This is a genomic window from Pseudomonas sp. RW3S2 (assembly GCF_014268955.1).
Lineage (GTDB): Bacteria > Pseudomonadota > Gammaproteobacteria > Pseudomonadales > Pseudomonadaceae > Aquipseudomonas > Aquipseudomonas wayambapalatensis.
Genome location: NZ_JABWRM010000009.1, coordinates 1 through 18532 on the forward strand (window position 1 = coordinate 1; position 18532 = coordinate 18532).

Annotated in this window: 15 protein-coding genes; 4 read left to right on the forward strand and 11 right to left on the reverse strand. The window is 66.1% G+C overall.

The genetic code is table 11. From position 1 onward, the window contains the following. Positions 1-39: 39 nt before the first annotated feature. From HU748_RS14090 to HU748_RS14110, 5 genes are all read right to left on the reverse strand, one after another. Positions 40-1452, reverse strand: coding sequence for a DOPA decarboxylase (locus HU748_RS14090; RefSeq protein ID WP_186720759.1), 1413 nt, complete (start codon positions 1450-1452; stop codon positions 40-42). A gap of 107 nt (positions 1453-1559) precedes the next feature. Further along, positions 1560-2504 carry a LysR family transcriptional regulator gene (locus tag HU748_RS14095; RefSeq protein ID WP_186663914.1) on the reverse strand — a complete coding sequence of 315 codons (945 nt, stop codon included), beginning with the start codon at positions 2502-2504 and terminating at the stop codon, positions 1560-1562. 74 nt (positions 2505-2578) lie between these two features. Then, entirely contained in the window at positions 2579-3289 is a 711-nt protein-coding gene (locus tag HU748_RS14100; RefSeq protein WP_023631852.1) for a YebC/PmpR family DNA-binding transcriptional regulator, read from the reverse strand. 213 nt (positions 3290-3502) lie between these two features. Next, the gene (locus HU748_RS14105; protein ID WP_186663913.1) at positions 3503-4894 is read right to left on the reverse strand and encodes an FAD-dependent oxidoreductase; all 1392 of its coding nucleotides are present in this window, start codon (positions 4892-4894) and stop codon (positions 3503-3505) included. Between the two features lie 14 nt (positions 4895-4908). Next, positions 4909-6225 (reverse strand): MFS transporter, encoded by a 1317-nt coding sequence (locus tag HU748_RS14110; RefSeq protein ID WP_186720761.1) that lies wholly within the window; start codon positions 6223-6225, stop codon positions 4909-4911. A gap of 240 nt (positions 6226-6465) precedes the next feature. Between HU748_RS14110 and HU748_RS14115 the strand changes: the two genes are divergently transcribed. Next, positions 6466-7335 carry a LysR substrate-binding domain-containing protein gene (locus HU748_RS14115; protein ID WP_186720763.1) on the forward strand — a complete coding sequence of 290 codons (870 nt, stop codon included), beginning with the start codon at positions 6466-6468 and terminating at the stop codon, positions 7333-7335. Positions 7336-7419: 84 nt separating this feature from the next. Continuing rightward, entirely contained in the window at positions 7420-7791 is a 372-nt protein-coding gene (locus HU748_RS14120) for a DUF2784 domain-containing protein (RefSeq protein ID WP_186707877.1), read from the forward strand. Here HU748_RS14120 and tam read toward each other — a convergent pair. Continuing rightward, positions 7781-8557: a trans-aconitate 2-methyltransferase gene (gene tam, locus HU748_RS14125; protein ID WP_186720765.1), complete on the reverse strand. Its 777-nt coding sequence runs from the start codon at positions 8555-8557 to the stop codon at positions 7781-7783. The two genes, HU748_RS14120 and tam, sit on opposite strands and share 11 nt — an antisense overlap. A gap of 151 nt (positions 8558-8708) precedes the next feature. Here tam and HU748_RS14130 point away from each other — a divergent pair, with 151 nt between their 5' ends. Further along, on the forward strand, positions 8709-9443 hold the full coding sequence (locus HU748_RS14130) for a FecR domain-containing protein (protein WP_186720766.1): 735 nt from the start codon (positions 8709-8711) through the stop codon (positions 9441-9443). Positions 9444-9499: 56 nt separating this feature from the next. Here HU748_RS14130 and HU748_RS14135 read toward each other — a convergent pair whose 3' ends face one another. Further along, the gene (locus HU748_RS14135; RefSeq protein WP_186663902.1) at positions 9500-10912 is read right to left on the reverse strand and encodes an amino acid permease; all 1413 of its coding nucleotides are present in this window, start codon (positions 10910-10912) and stop codon (positions 9500-9502) included. Positions 10913-11245: 333 nt separating this feature from the next. Between HU748_RS14135 and HU748_RS14140 the strand changes: the two genes are divergently transcribed. Continuing rightward, positions 11246-12664 carry a PLP-dependent aminotransferase family protein gene (locus tag HU748_RS14140; RefSeq protein ID WP_054891567.1) on the forward strand — a complete coding sequence of 473 codons (1419 nt, stop codon included), beginning with the start codon at positions 11246-11248 and terminating at the stop codon, positions 12662-12664. A gap of 6 nt (positions 12665-12670) precedes the next feature. Here the strand turns inward: HU748_RS14140 and HU748_RS14145 are convergent, their stop codons facing one another. The 4 genes from HU748_RS14145 to lexA are packed head-to-tail and all read right to left on the reverse strand — an operon-like array spanning position 12671 to position 18410. Continuing rightward, positions 12671-15772, reverse strand: a complete 3102-nt coding sequence (locus tag HU748_RS14145; RefSeq protein ID WP_202885228.1) for an error-prone DNA polymerase — start codon at positions 15770-15772, stop codon at positions 12671-12673. After that, the gene (locus tag HU748_RS14150) at positions 15748-17166 is read right to left on the reverse strand and encodes a DNA polymerase Y family protein (RefSeq protein WP_186663896.1); all 1419 of its coding nucleotides are present in this window, start codon (positions 17164-17166) and stop codon (positions 15748-15750) included. Before HU748_RS14150 ends, HU748_RS14145 begins: the two co-directional genes overlap by 25 nt. Before the next feature lie 6 nt (positions 17167-17172). After that, entirely contained in the window at positions 17173-17793 is a 621-nt protein-coding gene (imuA, locus tag HU748_RS14155) for a translesion DNA synthesis-associated protein ImuA (RefSeq protein WP_186663894.1), read from the reverse strand. After that, entirely contained in the window at positions 17793-18410 is a 618-nt protein-coding gene (gene lexA, locus HU748_RS14160; protein WP_186711258.1) for a transcriptional repressor LexA, read from the reverse strand. The genes imuA and lexA overlap by 1 nt, the downstream gene beginning before the upstream one ends. Positions 18411-18532 lie beyond the last annotated feature (122 nt).

Genomic DNA, 18532 nt, shown 5'->3' on the forward strand with positions numbered 1-18532 from the left:
CCCCCCCCCCCCCCCCCCCCCCCCCCCCCCCCGACAATCTCAAGCCTTGACCACCGCCTGCAGATTCCCCCACAGCCGCTCCACATCCGCCCGTTCGGTCGGCAGCGCGCCGACCGACAACCGAACCATCCAGCGGCCTTGCAGGGTTGCCGGGGTCACGTAGGCGTCGCCGGAAGCATTGAGCCGATCTGCCCAGCCACGGGTGTGATCATCCAGCGCCTCACCCTCCAGCCCCTCGGGTTCATGCCGAATGCACAGGGTCTGCAACTGCACCGGCGCCAGCAGTTTCCAGCCCGGCGCAGCCTCGACCTGCTCGGCCAGCCAGCGGGCATTTTCCAGGTCTCGGCGCAGGCGCTGCTGCAAGGCCTCGACCCCTTCGCTGCGCAGCATGAACCACAGTTTCAGCGCACGGAACCGCCGCCCCAGCGGTATGCCCCAGTCGCGCAGGTTCTTCACCTCGCCATCCACCGACGACTGCAGGTAGCTGGGGTTGGTACTCATCACCCGGATCAGGTGCTGCGGGTCGCGCACGTAATAGATCGAACAGTCGAAGGCCACGCCCAGCCACTTGTGCGCATTGACTACCACCGAGTCAGCCAGCTCGATACCGTCCCACATCCAGCGACATTCCGGGAGGATCATCGCCGAGCCTGCCATCGCCGAATCGACATGCAGCCACAACCCCGCCGCCTGGGCGATCTCACCGACCGGGCGCAACGGGTCCAGCGCCGTGGTAGCGGTGGTGCCGGTAGTAGCGACCACCGCACAGGGCTGGTTGCCTGCCGCCAGGTCCTGCTCGATGGCCGCCTGCAGCGCTTCGGGAATCATGGCGAAGCGCTCGTCGGTGGGGATCTGGCGAATGTTGTCGCGACCAAACCCGGCCAGCAGCGCAGCTTTGTCCACCGAGCTGTGGGCATGGGCACTGACGTAGACGATCAGCGGCTTGTCCTGGGCCTGCAGGCCGCCGCGAGCCAGGGCATAGTCGGTGCTGCGCTCACGTGCGCTGATCAGCGCGACCAGGGTGCTGGTGGAGGCCGTGTCCTGGATCACCCCGCTCCACTGCGCCGACAGCCCCAGCAGTTGGCGCAGCCAGTCGAGGGTGGTTTCCTCCAGCTCGCTCAGGGCCGGGCTGGACTGCCAGGACAGGCCGAGCACGCCAAGCCCTGTGCTGAGGAAGTCGCCGAGCACCGACGACAGCGTGCCGTTGGAGGGGAAGTAGCCGTAGAAGTCCGGATGCTGCCAGTGCGACAGGCCGGGCATCACCAGGCTGGAGACATCATCGAGGATGGCGGCGAACGGCTCGCCCTGCTGCGGCGCAGCCTCGGGCAGCGCGGCCTTGAGGTAGCCGGGCTCGACCTGGGCCATCACCGGGCGCTCGCCGACGGTCTGGCGGTAGTCGGCGATCAGGTCGATGAGCTGGTGGCCGTACTGGCGGAATTGTTCGGGGGTCACTGGGCGGGCTCCTGGGCGAAGGGATGAGGTGTCAGCACCGACACCCCGCAATCAGCCCAGTCTAGGCAACCCGTCCCCGCGCAATAACCCCGTTTCGCGCATAGCTGCTATCGCAACCGCGCATCTGCGCCCTGCACGCCGAACGACGACTGGCGCCACAGCTCGAATACCCGGTTACGCAACCAGCGGTGCTCGGCCGAGGCCTGCAAGCGCTGATGCCAGACCACCCAGTAGCGCTGACTGTGCTCGATGAAACCCAGCGGCCGCCAGGCCAGGCCATGCAAACGGCAAAGCTGGCGGGCGATATGCTCCGGCACCGTGGCCAACGCCTGGCCATTGCCGATCACCCGCACCATGGCACTGAAGAACGGCACCTGGAGCTGCATGCGCCGCTGCAGCCCCTGGGCACGCAGGTGACGGTCGATGAAGCTGTCCTTGTCGCCGCCGCCGGAAACCCGCACATGGCGATAGGCAAGGTAGTCGTCCTGGCTGATCGTGGCACAGGCAGTCAGCGGATGCTCGCCCGCCATCAGGCACACGGCCCGGTCTTCACCGAGCAGCCGGCCATGCAGGTTCGGCGGGGACTCATCGAACAGCGTGGTAGCCAGATCGACCTCACCACTGGCCAGCGAGGCGTATTGGCCAGCCTGCCAGGTGCGGTACTCGAGGGACACTCCAGGCGCCTCATGCTCCAGTGCCGTCACCAGGTCCGGAAGGATGTGCTCGGCCACATAGTCGGAGGCGGCGATGCAGAAACGCCGCTCGCAACGTGCCGGGTCGAAGGCGGCAGGCTGGCGCAGGGCGCTGAGCTCATCGAGCACCTGGCGCAAGGGTTCGACCAAGGTTTCGGCATGTTCGCTGAGCACATAGCCGCGGCCCTGGCGGACCAGCAGCGGGTCGCCGAAGGCATCGCGCAGATGGGCAAGCTGACGGCTCAAGGCCGACTGGCTGCAACCCAGGCGCTCGGCGGCGTGGCTGAGGTTCTTCAATTGCAGGAGGCAATCGAGGGTGCGCAGGTGGGCCAGGCTCAGTGAGGCGAAAGTGGGGGTCATGGGGTGACCTGCGCGGGTGAGGTGGAGGGCCCCATGAAGGGGCCCATCGGGCCGCGAGGCAGCCCGGCAGGAAGTCAGTCCGTCAGACCGACATAGACGTTCTGCACGTCTTCGTTCTCGTCGATCGCCTCGAGGAAGGCTTCGACCTCGGCCAGGGCTTCAGCACTCAGGCTGGCGGCGCTCACTGGGTTTTTCGGGGTGTAGCCGATTTTCGCCGAGGTGACGGTGAAACCATGCTCGGGCAGGGCCTTCTGCACCGCGTCCAGGTCGGTGGTGTCGGTGATGAACAGGGTCGAGCCCTCTTCCTCGCCGTCTTCGAAATCCTGGGCGCCGGCTTCGATGGCGGCCATTTCCGGGTCGGCATCACCTTCCGGGGTGGCCTCGATCAGGCCGACATGGTTGAAGTCCCAGGCCACCGAGCCGCTTGCGCCAAGCTGGCCCTTGCGGAACAACACCCGGATCTGGGCGACGGTACGGTTCACGTTGTCGGTCAGGCATTCGACGATCAGCGGCACCTGGTGAGGCGCAAAGCCCTCGTAGCTGACGGCATGGTACTGCACAGCCTCGCCATCCAGGCCAGCGCCTTTCTTGATCGCACGCTCGAGGGTTTCGCGAGTCATCGACGCTTTCTTGGCCTGGACGATGGCCAAGCGCAGGCGCGGGTTCATGTCCGGGTCGGCGCCAGACTTGGCAGCGATCTGAATCTCCTTGGCCAACTTGCCCATGATCTTGCCCTTGGCGTTGGCGGCGGTTTCTCTATGCTTGGCTTTCCACTGTGCGCCCATTTCGACTCTCTTTGTCTCAGCGGCCGGTTCAGGAAGCGACCGGCCAAAAGTGGGGAGAGTTTATACGCCCTCGCGGGTGGGATCGACAAGAAATCGCGTGGCAGCCATTCGCCGGCAACCCGCAGCGGCGAACCGCCGCTCCTGCAAGCGGTGGCTACCTGTGGGCGCGGCGGTGCGGCGACCCGACTTGCCCGCGAAAAAGCCCACACCGACTCAACCCTTGTCCGCCTTCCCCGCCGCCGCCGCGAACTTCGCCAGCCGCACATCCAGCCGCCGCGGGCGCTGCCCTCGGTCTTCGGCGCGTTCCTTGCGCCGCACGGCATCGCGCACCATCAGCGACCCCAGGTAGCGGATCGGCTCCGGCGGAAACTGCCCCAGCGGCCCCTTGACCAGGGGCGAGCGCGTCCAGGCGTTGTCCATCCCCAGGGCCAGCGACGAAAGGATCTGCCCACCCATGTGACAAGGCCCTACGCCGCTGCCGGAATAACCGAAGCCATAGAACACGTTGCCCTGCCCGTCCAGGCGGCCGAAGAACGGCAAGCCGGTCACCGAGCGATCCGATGGCCCGTTCCAGCTCGCAGCCAGCGGCACCTCGGCCAACGCCGGGAAGAACTCGCCCAAGGTTCGTTGCAGCAGCGCTCGGTAAGGCGACGGCTGATCGAAGACCGGCAGCATGCGCCCGCCATAGGCAAAGGTGTTGCCGCCCTTGCCGAGCATCAGGCGCCCGTCGGGGGTGTTGTGGTAGTAGTGCACGAAGATGCGCGAATCAAGCACGCTGATGCCGGTCTCCAGGCCCGTCTGGCGCAACAACTCGGGGCACGGCTCGGTGATCACCATGTCGCTGGAGACGATCGCCACGCTGCGCTCGAACTGCGCAAACTGCCGCGCCATCCAGGCATTGAGGCCCAGCACCACCCGGTCGGCACGCACGGTGCCGTGGGCGGTGCGCACCTGCACCGGGGTGCCGTGCTCAAGACTGGTCATCGCCGTGCCTTCGTGGATGCGCACGCCGCGCTGCAAGGCCACCCGACGCAGGCCACGCACCAGCTTGCCCGGCTGCACCGTGGCGGCCGCTGGCGAGAACCAGCCTTCCCGGTGGCGGTCAGAGCCGGCCCGGCGCTGCACTTCATCCAGCGCCAGACGCTGGAACGAGTTGATGCCCTGGCGCTGCAGCGCCGCGATCACCGCATCGGTACTGCCGACCTGCGCGGCATTGGTGGCGGTGTACAAGGTGCCGTCCATGCGGTAGTCGCAGTCGATGTGATGTTCGGCGCAGAACGTGCCGATGGCCGCGATACTGCGCTCCGACTCACGGACCAGGCGCACCGCCTCGGCCACACCGAACAAGCGCTCCAGGGTGAAGTACTTGGCCGACCACGACAGCGCGCAGCCCCCATTGCGCCCGCTGGCACCGGCGCCGCAGATATCCGCCTCGATCAACAGCACATCCAGCGCCGGCACCGCCTCCTTGAGCAGCAGTGCGGTCCACAAGCCGGTGTAGCCGCCTCCGACGATACAGACATCACAGCGCACATCGCCTTGCAGCGGCGGGCACACGGCTTCGTTTTGCGGGTCCAGGGCCTGTTGCAGCCAGAACGGTCTCATCGTTTCACTTTCCTTCAGGTACGTACCGGCTTGATCGCCATGCCGGTATTGGGTGCCACGTCATGTACCGCGTCTGCACTGACCGGGCGGCTGTTCCAGTGCGGCAGCAGCACCAGGGCGGAGAACAGCGCAGTGCCGGCGAACACGATGAACACGGTGACGCTGTCGAAGTAGCCCGGCAGCAGCCCACCCAGCACCGCGCCTACCGAGCCGCAGCCATTGACGAACCCGGCTGCGGTAGCGCCGGCCTTGGCGGTGCCGAAGTCGATGGCGGCCGCGCCGCTGATCATCGAGTCCGGGCCGTACAGGGTCAGGCCCATGACGAACAGCAGCGCCACCACCAGCAGCACGCTGCCGCTGTGCATGGCCGCCATGAAGCCGGCCAGAGTGACGGTCAGCAGCAGCAGACTGATCACGCAGGCAGGCATGCGCCGTGCACCGAACAGCTTGTCCGAGGCCAGGCCGATCAGGATCGGCCCAAGCAACCCGGCCAGCTCGAAGGCCGTGGGAATGATCGCTGCGCCAACCTTGCCCACCGAAGGCATCTGCTCGAAAACGATCACCGGCCCCCAGAGCAGGATCGCGTAACGCGCCGGCTTGAGCATGAAGTAGGCCAGCCCGAGCGTTAGGACCGTGCGGTTGCGCAGGATTTCGCGCAGCGGCGCCCAGACGCTGCACAGGTTCGCGCCTGGCGCCATGCTCTGTGGCTCCGGCTCTACCGCTGGCAGGCCGACGTCTTCGGGCTTGTTGCGCTGAAAGAGGAAGAACAGCAGCGCCACCACCGCCACCACCACGGCACTGGAGAAAAACGCTGCGTGCCAACTGCCGACCAGGGTGTACGCCCACCACCCGGCAAAGGGCGAGGCCACCAGGCCGCCAAAGGCGTAGCACGAACTCCACAGGCCCAGTACCCGGCCACGCTGGGAGGCGGGGAAGAAACTGCCGATGTTCTTGCACAGCCCTGCCCAGCCGGTCGACTGCGCCAGGCCCTGGATCAGCATGCAGGTGGCAAAGATCGGGAAGGTCGCGTAACTGCCCATCACCATCGCTGCTGCGGCCGAGATCAGCAGCCCACCGAGTACCACCACGCGCGGGCCGAAGCGGTCGGCGAGCATGCCCCAGGTGAACTGGCCTACGGCGTAGGCCGCCAGGTAGATCGCATCGAGGTTGGCCATGGCGGCTTTGTCGAGCATGAAACCTGGGTCTTCAGCAATGCCAAGCTTGGCGACCGAGAAGGCTTTGCGGGTGAAGTAGAAGGCGGCGTAGGCCAGCCAGGTGATGGCGAAGATCTGCATGCGCCACCGCTTGATGGCACCGAAAGACTGGTTCATTTGACTCTGACCTCTTGCTGAGTGTGCCGGCAGAATGTGAAGAAACGCCTGTCTTGTTGTTGTGTTGCGCACTGCATGACGGAGGGACGTCATCTGGCTGGACCATGGCCCGGTGCAAGGGCGTGTGAAGCTGCCCCGGGTTGAGCGACATGGAAAGAGCTGGTGACTGATAAATAAAATCGATTTATCGTATTTCACACATAAGCCCAGCTTTTAAAAGAACCTGTTCCGAGGTGCTCCATGTCCGTCTCGCAAGCGCAGCTGAAGGCCTTTCACGCGGTGGCCGAACACGGCAGCTTCACCCGGGCCGCCGAGAAACTCTTCCTCACCCAGCCAGCGGTGTCCGACCAGGTGCGCAAGCTGGAGGAACGCTTCGGCGTGCTGCTGTTCCAGCGCAACAAGCGTTCGGTGCAGCTCACCGACCTGGGCGAGCGCCTGCTGGGCATCAGCCAACGCCTGTTCGCCTGTGAGGCCGAAGCACTGGAGCTGCTGCAGGATTCGCGTGCCCTGCACACCGGCAGCCTGGTGCTGGCAGTGGATGCCCCCGTGCACGTACTGCCGCAGGTTGCGCGCTTCTGTCAGCGCTATCCGGGGATTCAGATCAAGATCGAGACGGGCAACACCGATGAGTCGCTGGCGCGCCTGTTCAGCTACCAGGCTGACCTGGCCCTGCTCGGGCGCGACGTCGATGACGAGCGGCTGTTCTGCGTGCCGATGCGGCGTGACCCGATGGTGGCCTTCGTCTCCCAGGACCACCCCTGGGCCAGCCGCGCCTCGATCAGCCTGGCCGACCTGGACGACACGCCGCTGGTCTTGCGTGAGCCCGGCTCGGTGACACGCCAGACCCTGGAAGAAGAGATGCAGCGCGCGGGCCTGCGCATCCGCCCGGCCATCCAGGTCGAGGGACGCGAAGCGGCGCGTGAAGCGGTGGTGGTGGGGATCGGCGTGGGCGTGGTGTCGGCGGCGGAGTTCGGCGCCGACTCACGGGTGTGCGCACTCCCCATCGTCGATTGCCAACGCCACTTGACCGAGACGCTGGTGTGCCTGAGCGAACAACGCACGCGGCGCGTGGTGGCGACGTTTCTGCAGATGGTGCAAGAAGCGTTGTGAGTTCAGCGGTGCCACCCCGCGACCATGCCGGCCCCCCCGTGATCTGCCCTATGCTGATGACTCGCCCCACAGCGGACCCCGCCCATGCTCTACCGCCTCAGCGCCGACACTCTGGTTCTGCTGCACCTGGCCTTCATCCTGCTGGTGCTGTTCGGCGGCCTGCTGGTGCTGCGCTGGCGCCGCGCCCTGCTCCTGCATCTGCCGGCCCTGGCCTGGGGCCTGGCGGTGGAATGCCTGCACCTGCAGTGCCCTCTGACCGACTGGGAAAACCGCATGCGCCTGGCAGCCGGCCAGGCCGGCTACCAGGGTGGGTTCGTCGAGCACTATGTCTGGCCGCTGATCTACCCGGCCGGGCTGACGCCACAGGTCCAGGTGCTGCTCGGGTTGATCGTGTTGCTGGTCAACCTCGGCATCTACGGCTATGTGCTCTGGCGCGGGAGGCGTGCTAGCGGGTAGCGATCACGAACAACCGGGGGAACGGCAGCAGCACCTTGCCATCGGTGGCTTTCGGGTAATCCTGCTCCATGGCCTGCAGGTAGAGTTGCAGGAAGCTTTCGCGCTCGGCCTCGTCCAGCCGCGCCAGGTACGGCCGCAGGCCCGAGCCCTTGAACCACTCCACCACAGCGCTCGCGCCGCCCTCGAGGACATGGTGATAGGTGGTGCGCCACACATCCACGCGTGTGCACAGTGGGCTGAGCAGGTCGTAGTAGAACGCGCCGCTGTGTCGCGGTGGCAAGGAAAAATCGCTGAACTTGTCTTTCCACGGGCCTTGGCTGGCAATCTCGCGCATGCGCTTGTGGGCAGGCTCATCGAGGTTGTCGGGGGTCTGCACCGCCAGGCTGCCCCCCTCGGAAAGCTGGCGGATCAGATGCGGGTACAGCTCACGGTGGTTCGGCACCCATTGCAACGAGGCGTTGGCGAGGATCAGGTCCTGGGGTTCGGCAGCCTCCCAAGTGGCGATATCGGCTACCTCGCAACGCACCCGCGGCACCTTCAGGCGTGGTCGCTCGCGCGCCTTGTCGATCATGTCCTGGTCGCTGTCCAAGGCCAGCACCTGGGCGTCGCCATGCTGTTGCAGCAGGACCTCGGTGGAGTTGCCAGGGCCGCAGCCAAGGTCCGTGGCGTGGCGTACCGGTCGCGCTGGCACAGCCGCGAGCAGATCGCGCACGGCACGGGTGCGTTCGTTTTCGAAGAGCGAATACTGGGTGGCGGACCAGGCCATGGGCGACTCCTTCGGCAGTTGGAAGCGCTAGCATATGCCTTTTGCCGAACGTTCGGGGTATCGGTCTGACCGATCCGCTTCGCCTGAACGAAAACAGGAACTGACAGCCTATGCTGGAGGTCATCCGCATAACCTCCATACGTCGCTCGCCATGAATGCCTTCCCCTACCCGCGTCTCGCCCTGCCCCTGGCCATCCTTGCGTTGATCGGCGCCTCCATCCTGCTCGCCTCGCCCTGGATGGGTCAGGGCTTCGAGCTGTCCGACCTGTCCACCGACAGCCAGAACCGCCTGACCCGGCAACTGGAGGACGGTAGCCTGCTGACCCTGGACAGCGGGTCGGCCGTGGACCTGGCGTTCGACAGGACTCAGCGACGGATCGACCTGCTCAAGGGCCAGTTGCTGCTGGAAGTGGCCCGGGGCGATACCCGCCCGCTGTTCATCGTCACCCCACAGGGCAGCCTGCGTCCGCTGGACGCGAAACTGATCGTCGAGCGGCTGCAGGACAGCAGCGAAGTCACCGTGCTGGAGGGGCGGGTCGAACTGTCTGTCAACGGTCGCCAACTGTCGCTCAACCGCGGCCAGCAGTTGCGCTTCGATGGCATCACGCCCGCAACCCTGACCCAGGTCGATACCGGCGATACCCAGGCAGCCTGGTACCTGGAGCGCCTGCCAGGCGACGGTCAACCGCTGAACGAAACGCTCGAGCGTCTGGCCCGACACCACCGCGGCCTGCTGTTGTTCGATACCCCGTCGCTGGCCGACCTGAAGGTCGCCGACGACCTGGCCCTGGACGACACCGACCAGGCCCTCGATGACCTGCAGGCCAGCTTGCCGATCAAGATTGCCCACTACACCGACTGGCTGACCGTGGTGCGCCGCAAATGAAAACGCGGCCGGTCCCCTGGGGAACCGGCCGCGTTTTCCGTACAGCCCGGCAGCGGTCAGTGACGCTTGGCGCTGCGGATCTGGTGTACCACACCCATGGCCACCACGATGGCCGCGGCGATACCGGTGGAGATCACCAGAATCTGGTAGTCAGGCATGAAGGCCATGGTCACCAGTGCGGCAACGATGAAGGCGATCACCAGGTAGGTCAGCCAGGGGAACAGCCACATTTTCAGGCGCACCTCGCGGCCCTCGGCGATCAGCTTGCGGCGCATGCGCAGTTGCGAGAAGGCAATCACCAGGTACACCAGCAGGGCGATCATGCCAGTGGTGTTCATCAGGGTTTCCAGCACGTCCTTCGGGCGCAGGGTCTCGCTGAAGTTGATCAGCGCGCAGACCACCGCCACGGCGCACGAGCCGAGGATTGCGTACACCGGGACACCGGTGCCGGCGCGGGTGATCTTGAAGAACGACGGCGCATCGCCCCGCTGGGACAGCGAGAACAGCATGCGCGAAGCGGTGTAGTGGCCGGAGATCAGGCAACTGCTCACCGAGGTCAACACCACGAAGTTCATCAGCAGCTCGGCATACGGCACACCCAGCAGTTCCAGGGTGCGGCGGTAGGCGCCATAACCGGAAACGCCCAGGTGCGGATCGTTCCACGGCACCAGGCAGACGATCAGGAAGATCGAGCCGACGTAGAACAGGCACACACGCCACACCACCGAGTTGGTGGCCTTGACGATCTGGGTAGCCGGGTCCTTCGCTTCCGAAGCCGCGATGGTCACGATTTCGGCACCGAGGAAGGCGAACATCACCCCGAGCAAGGCGCCGATCACCGTGGTGATGCCGTTGGGCATGAAGCCTTCGGCGGTCAGGTGGGTGATGCCGCGCACCTCACCGAACTGCCAGACGTTCATCACGGCGGCGGTACACACCACCAGGAAGCAGACGATCGCCACCACCTTGATCAAGGCGAACCAGAACTCGAACTCGCCGTAGTGCTTGACGTTGAAGAAGTTCACGGTGATCAGCAGCAAGGTGGTCGCCAGCACGAACACGTTGACGCTGACGTCGGGGAAGAAGCCATGCAGGATCTTGCCCGCCACGTAGGCTTCCCAGGCCATGAGGATGACCCAGTACCACCAGTACAGCCAACCGATGGTGAAACCCGCCCAGCGCCCGATGGCGCGGTCGGCGTAGGTGGAGAACGAGCCGGTGTCCGGCGAGGAGGTCGCCATCTCGCCGAGCATGCGCATGATCAGCACCACCAGGATGCCGCCGGCGAGGTACGCCAGGACAGCCGCTGGGCCGGCGCTGTGGATCACGCTGCCAGAGCCGACGAACAAGGCGCCGCCAATGACCCCGGCGATCGACATCATCGTCAGGTGGCGCGACTTGAGCGAGGCACTGAGCTTGCTCTCGTGCCCGCCTTCCGCGGAGGTGGTGGATGTGGATGTTGCGTCCATCAGTTGTGTACCCCGTGCTTCTTTTTATCCAAGGAAAAACTGTGAAACCCCGATGGTTATCGGCCTCACCTGTACATCAGCGCTATTGCGGGCAGGAGGTGTGAGGAACACACGCAGACCTTCCATGGCGGCCTGCTGACGCGCCCGAGGGTTGCCGCTCGGGCGAACTGAACGTGTTGCATCTGGCGATATCTGACACCTAATGTAAAAATGTCCGCCACATAGAGCCATGCACAGTGGCATGAAACTCGCACTGCACTGTACAGGCCGCCAATGCAATACACCCGCGACACCCTGCAGGCGCTTGGCGTTACGCACACCTGAAGGCACCCCATGCTGCGACTACATCCGGACTCCCCTACCCCGCTGGTCAACCAGATCATTGACGGGTTGCGCGAGCTCATCGACAACCAGACCCTCAAGCCCGGCGCCAAGGTGCCGTCTATCCGCGCGTTCGCCTCGACCTACTCGGTGAGTACCTTCACCGTGGTCGAAGCCTACGACCGCCTGGTGGCCCAGGGGCTGCTGGTCAGTCGCGGCAATGCGGGTTTCTTCGTCAGCCGCTCGGCGGGCGAGTTGCTCGACACGCACACCCCGCAAGCTGACACAACCCGACCATCGTTCAACTCCGAGTGGTACCTGCAACAGATCTTCGAGACCCGCCAACTGCCATTCAAACCCGGCTGCGGCTGGCTGCCCAACGACTGGATGTACGAAGACGGCTTGCGTCGCGGCATGCGCCAGGTGGCCGGCAGCCCGCTGGAGCTGTCTGGCTATGGTGACCCGATGGGCCTGCCCGAACTGCGCGCGCTGACCGCGCAGAACCTGCAGCAGGAGCTGTCGATCGTCGCCAGCCCTGCGCAACTGATGCTCACCCATGGCGCCAGCCAGGCGCTGGACCTGGCGGTGCGCACCCTGGTGCGACCGGGTGACGTGGTGCTGGTGGACGACCCAGGCTATCCCAACCTGATGAGCATCCTGCGCTTTCAGGGCGCGACCCTGGTCGGCGTGCCGCGCACACCGGTGGGCTACGACCTCGACCAGTTGGAGCGCTTGCTCGCCCACCATCGCCCGACAGTGTTCTTCACCCAGCCACACCTGCACAGCCCGACCTGTTCGCGCACGCCGCTGGCGCAGTTGCACCGCCTGCTGCAACTGGCGTCGCAGCATGGCTTGCGCCTGGTGGAGAACAACCTCTACGCCGACATGATCGCCGAGCCGCAGCCGTGCCTTGCCAGCCTCGACCATCTGCAGCAGGTGGTATACGTGGGCAGCTACTCCAAGAGCATCTCGCCCAACGTGCGGGTGGGCTACCTGGTGGCTGAAGCCGAGGTGATGCAGCAGCTGTTGCAGTTGAAGATGCGTTCAGGGCTGACCACCTCGCAGGTGATGGAGCGCGTGGTGTACGCCGCAGTGATCGACGGTCGCTGGCGCAAGCACCTCAAGCGCCTGCGCCAGCGCCTGGCCGAAGCGCATCAGGAAGTGGGTCGACACCTGCATCGGCTGGGCTTCGAGCTGTTCATCGAATCGGATGAAGGCATGTACATCTGGACCCGCCACCCGGCCATCCCCGACAGTGCGGCATTGCTGGACGATGCGCTGGAACAGGGGATCATGCTTGGGCCTGGGCAGTTGTTCATGGTCGATGCGCAGGCCACGGGGTGGATGCGGTTCAATGTGGCGTTCAGCACGGATCCCGGGATGTGGGAGTTGCTGGAGAAGGTGTTGGTGCGGCATGTCAGGCGAGGGTGAGGAAGGCTAATGAAAATCCCGACTCCTCACATCCAGCCCCCGCAATAACCCACTGACATCCTCCAACCGCCGCGCGATCAAGTGTCTGACACCATTTTCCTGCTCCAGCCGACCACTGACCTTGAGCAGTTGCGAGCCCACCAGGGCTCGCCGCTGTCGCTCGGCCAGATCCCGCCACACCACCACATTGAGCATGCCGAACTCGTCCTCCAGGGTGACGAAGGTCACGCCGCTGGCCGTCTGGGGGCGCTGGCGACCTACGACGATGCCGGCCACGGCGACACTGTCGCCATGGCTCAAGCCATCCAGCTCACGGGAGCTGCGGCAACCCAGCGCGCGCAGGCGTGAACGCAGCAGCGTCAAGGGATGCGGGCCAAGTGTGGTGCCAAGGGTCGCGTAGTCGGCGAACAGGTCTTCGGCCACACTCGGCGCCGGCAAGCTCACTTCGCTCTCAGGCGCAGACTCGACCCCAGCGAACAACGGCAGTTGCGCCTGCACGGCAGCGACCTGCCAGCGCGCCTGATGGCGATCGCGAGCCAGGGCACGCAAGGCACCGGCATCGGCCAGGCGCGCGCGGGCGCGGCTGTCGAGGGACGCACGCAGGCACAGATCCTCGACATCCCGCCATGGCTGCTGCGCCCGCGCCTGCTCCAGGCGCCGGGCGTCGTCTTCGCCGAAACCGCGGACCTGCCGCAGCCCCAGGCGAATCGCCAGGGCGCCATCGCCCTGCGGTTCCAGAGTACAGTCCCAGACGCTGTGAACGACATCCACCGGTCGCACTTCGATGCCCTGCCGACGCGCCTGCTGCAAAAGCTGGTCAGGGCTGTAGAAGCCCATGGGCCAGCTGTTGATCAACGCGCAGGTGAAGATCGCCGGCTCGTGGCACTTGAGCCAACTGCTGGCATAGCACAGCAAGGCGAAGCTGGCGGCGTGGGACTCGGGAAAACCATAGCTGCCGAAGCCCTTGATCTGCTCGAAGATGCGCTCGGCAAAGGCCAGCTCGTAACCGTTGCGCAACATGCCCTCGAGCAAACGCACGCGATGCGGCTCCAGCCCGCCATGACGCTTCCACGCCGCCATGCTGCGGCGCAACTGGTCGGCTTCGCCCGGGGTGTAGTCGGCTGCAACCATGGCCAGCTCCATCACCTGCTCCTGGAACAAGGGCACGCCGAGGGTGCGCTCGAAAACCGCCTTGAGCTTTTCCGAAGGATAGGTGACCGGCTCTTGCTTCAGACGCCGCCGCAGATACGGATGCACCATGTCCCCCTGGATCGGCCCGGGTCGCACGATCGCCACTTCGATGACCAGGTCGTAGAAGGTGCGCGGCTGAAGACGCGGCAGCATGGCCATCTGTGCCCGCGACTCGATCTGGAACACACCCATGGTCTCGGCGCGGCTGATCATCGCGTAGGTGGCCGGGTCTTCCTGGGGGATGCTGGCCAGGGTCAGCTCGCGGCCACGGTGCAGCCGGAGCAGATCGAAGCAACGGCGCAGGGCGCTGAGCATGCCCAGGGCGAGCACATCGACCTTGAGCAGGCCGACCATGTCCAGGTCGTCCTTGTCCCATTGGATCACCGTGCGCTCGGGCATGGCGGCGTTCTCCACCGGCACCAGCTGGTCCAATGGCTGTTCGGAAATCACGAAGCCGCCAGGGTGCTGCGACAGGTGCCGAGGGAAACCGATCAGCTCCCCGGCCAGCACCAGGATGCGTCGCAACGACGGGCTCTGCGCCTCGAAGCCGGCCTCGGCCAGGCGCTGCGCATCGGGAATGCGATCGCTCCAGCGCCCGCAGCATTTGGCCAGGGCATCCACCTGGTCGCTCGGCAGGCCCAGCACCCGAGCCACGTCACGCACGGCGCCGGCGGCGTGATAAGTGCTGACCACCGCCGTAAGTGCCGCGCGGTGCCGGCCATAGCGCCTGAACACGTACTGAATCACCTCTTCGCGGCGGTCGTGTTCGAAATCCACGTCGATGTCAGGCGGCTCGTTGCGTTCGCGTGAGAGGAAACGCTCGAACAGCAGGCGGTGGGTCATCGGGTCGAGCTCGGTGATCCCCAGCACGAAACACACCACCGAATTGGCGGCAGATCCCCGCCCCTGGCAGAGAATGTTTTGCCGACGGGCGAAATCGACGATGTCATGGACGGTGAGGAAGTAACTCTCGTACCCCAACTCTTCGATCAGCGCCAGCTCGCCTTCGAGGGTCTGGTACACCTCGGCGCTCGCGCCTTGCGGCCAGCGTATCGCCAGGCGCTGCTCGCACAACCGACGCAACCAGCTCGCCGGGCTGTGGCCTTCGGGGACCAGCTCACGGGGGTACTGGTACTTCAGCTCGCTCAGCTCGAAGCGGCAGCGCTCGGCGATGACCAGGGTTTCGGCCAGCAGGTCGCCGGGGTGCAGTTCGGCCAGTTGTTCGCGGCTGCGCAGGTGACGTTCGCCATTGGGGTAGAGGTAGCCACCGGCTTCGGCCACCGTGCAGTGCTGGCGGATCGCGGTCATGCAATCCTGCAAGGCGCGACGGCCACGCACATGCATGTGCACGTCACCACAGGCCACGGCGCGAATCGCCAGTTGCCCGGCCAGGACACGCAAACGCTGCAAGCGCGATGCGTCGTCGCTGCCACGGTGCAGGTGCACCGCCAGCCACAGGCGGTCGGGGAACAGTGTCTGCAACCAGCGACCGGGTTCGGGGTCGCCAGGGTCGTCAGCGATCCACAGCGCCAGCAAGCCTGCGCAATGTGCCTGCAGGTCTTCGGCCAGTAATCGATACTCGCCCTTCTCTGCCCGGCGCCGCGCGCGGGTGATGAGCGCGCAGAGGCTCTGGTAGCCGGTCAGGTTCTCCACCAGCAGCACCAGGCGCGGCCCGTCCTGCACCTGCACTTCGCTGCCGACGATCAACCTTACGCCATGCTCACGGGCTGCCTGCCAGGCACGGACAATACCGGCCAGGGTGCATTCGTCGGTGATTGCCAGGGCCTGATAGCCCTGCTCATGGGCTCGACGAAACAGCTCGTCGGCGCTGGAGGCGCCGCGCTGGAAACTGAAATTCGACAGGCAATGCAGCTCGGCATACTCAGGCAGGCTCATGCGAACCAGCCCTGCAGCCATAGGGGGCCGGGTTGGGCGAGGTCGCGGTAGGCCCAACCGCGCAGCCCTTCGCGGGTTTCGATGCGGTAGTAGTCACGGCGCACATCGCCGCCATCCCACCAGCCCGACTCGATGCGCTCGGCCTGGCCAAGCCATTGCAGGCCGCCCTCGGGCAAGGCCAGGGCCTGGGCCAGCAACCAGCCAGGACGGCTACCGGGCGCGACCGCCAGGCTGCCCGCCGCGCCCTGCTCGCTGGCCTGCCAGGCGTGCTCGGGACGGTGATCGGCTTCGGCGCGCAGGCCCTTGACCGCCTCGTCCCCCAACCGCGCCCGCAGGCGCTCGCGCAACTGTTCCCAGGGCTGGGCCTGCTGCGCGCGCGGGTCGAACAACGCACGATGCTGAGGCACGAAGGGGGGCAGGTCGTCGGCCAGCAGGCGCAGGTTGCGCACCGGTGCCGGAATGCGCAGCGGTTCCAGCCGGCCACGGGCCAGTTCGAAGAGCATCGCCGCTTCGCGCTCGGCCGCCAGCAAGCCGACCTTGAGCACGGTATCCGGCCCTTCGGCGTGCTCCAGATGCAGGTCGAAGCGCTGCACGCCGCAGTCACGCCCGGCAAGAAAGGCGGCCAGATCGTTGATCAACCGGCGCAGGGGAAACAACAACGCCTGGTGCGATTCCACATCGAAATTCAGCTCCAGCCTGGACTCGAAGCGGTCTGGCGGCTGATAGAAATCCAGCCCCAGCGCACGCTGGCCGAAGAGTTGGTCCAGATGCAACTGCACAGGCGCAGCAAAACGCTTGGCCAGGGCAGCGCGCGGCAAGGCCATGACCTCCCCCAGCCGACGCAAGCCCATGCGCGAGAAGGCTTGGGCGGCATCGGCAGGCAAGCCCACCCGGTCCAGAGGCATGTTCGCCAATGCCGCGCGCGTCTGCTCGGCGCAGGTCAGCGCCAAGCCATCGTGCCCGTTGGCCAGCATGCGTGCCGCCACCGGGTTGCTCGCCAGCACAATACGATGGCGCAGGCCGAGCCCCTGCAGCTCTGTACGCAGGCGCGCCTCGAAACTCGACCACGGACCGAACAGTTGCAGGCTCGACCCCACCTCCAGCAACAACGCACGTGGATAGTGCAGGCTGACCTGGGCGCTGAACCGATAGGCCCAGGCCGCCAACAGTTGCTGTACCTCATCGATACGCGCCGGATCGGCCTCGACACAGGTGAAGCCGTCAGCCAGGGCCCGGGCGGCAGCCAACGTCTGCCCGGCGCGCAGGCCCAGGTCGGCGGCCGCCGCATTGACCGCCTGCAACACGCGCCGTTGAGTTGGGCCGCCCAGCAGTACCAGTGGTGAATCGGCGTCGTCCCGTCCGCGCTGGACAGTGTCCAGCGCCAGTTGCGGCAGCAGGATGCAGGCCCAGAGCATGGCGCATCAGCCTCGTCCGGGAGCAGCGATGGGCGTGGCCGGCACCAGGCCGCCACGGCACTTGAGCACGCGCCACTGTGCCGGACGCGTATCGATGGCGATACGCAAAGCCGCAGGCGACGGGTTGTGTGCCGCCTGCTGGGATCGACAGGCGAAGGCCAGCGCATCGCCGGTTTCAGCGGCCACCTGCAGGCGGCGCAACGCTCGGTCGTCGGCGCGTTCCGGCCAGCACAGCACCGCGGCACAACTGCCAGAGCGCAGGCACTGCTCGGCAGCCCACAGGGCATCGTCCGGCTCAGCCGCGACCTGCGCCAGCCAGCGCAGATCGACGCCTGCCGCCTGCCAGGCCGGTGCGTAGGGAATGAATGGCGGCGCCACCAGCACCACCCGCCCACCCTCGCCACTCAGCCGGGCGAGTGTCGGCCAGAGCAACTGCAGCTCACCGCAACCGGGGCTGGCCAGCAGCAACTCGCTGAGCGCCGCCGACGGCCAGCCCCCCTCAGGCAGACGCTCGTCCAGCACGGCATGACCGGTGGGCTGCAGGCCGAGCGGGCGCGCCTGAACCTGCCGCCCACGCCAGATTCGGCGCTGGTCGAGCAGCCCCTCGAGATCGACCACCGCGCCCATCAGTCACGCCTCAGCAGGCCGCAGAACACGCCTTCGATGCAGAAGTCGTGCTCGGGGCCCACGTCGATGGGGGCATAGGCCGGGTTGCGCGGCAACAGCCGATAGCCGCCAACCACCCGTTGCAGGCGCTTGATGGTGACCTCGCCATCGAGCCGCGCGACGACGATCTGCCCGTCACGGGCATCGGCCTGCTGGAGAATGCCAACCAGATCGCCGTCGAGGATGCCGTCGCCGATCATCGAATCGCCCCGCACCTTGAGCAGGTAGTCGGGCGTGCGGCGGAACAGGCTGGGGTCGATCAGCAGTTGTTCGTGGATGCCCAGGTCCGGGCCGATCGGTGCACCGGCGGCGACCCGGCCAAGCACCGGAATCTCGAGGATCTCCGGGCGGCGCAGCGGTTCGGCCAGGCGAATGCCTCGCGCCTGGTTAGGCGTGACCTCGATGTAGCCGCCCTCATGCAGGGCGGTGATGTGCTTGCGCGCCACGCTGCGCGAGGCAAAACCGAAGCGCTCGGCGATATCGGCCAGGCTCGGCGGCTGGCCGTGGTCGGCGATGCGCTCGCGGATGAATTCGAGAATGGCGCGGCGTTTGGGGGATAATTTGTCCATGGAGCACATTTGTACTCTTTTCCAGGAACACTGAACAGCCCCCTTCGTCGCCGCACCTCGGGTCTTTGCCCAGACCGACGCCCTCGAACAGCGCCCCTGTGGCGCGCAACCGACATCGAACGCACCACTTC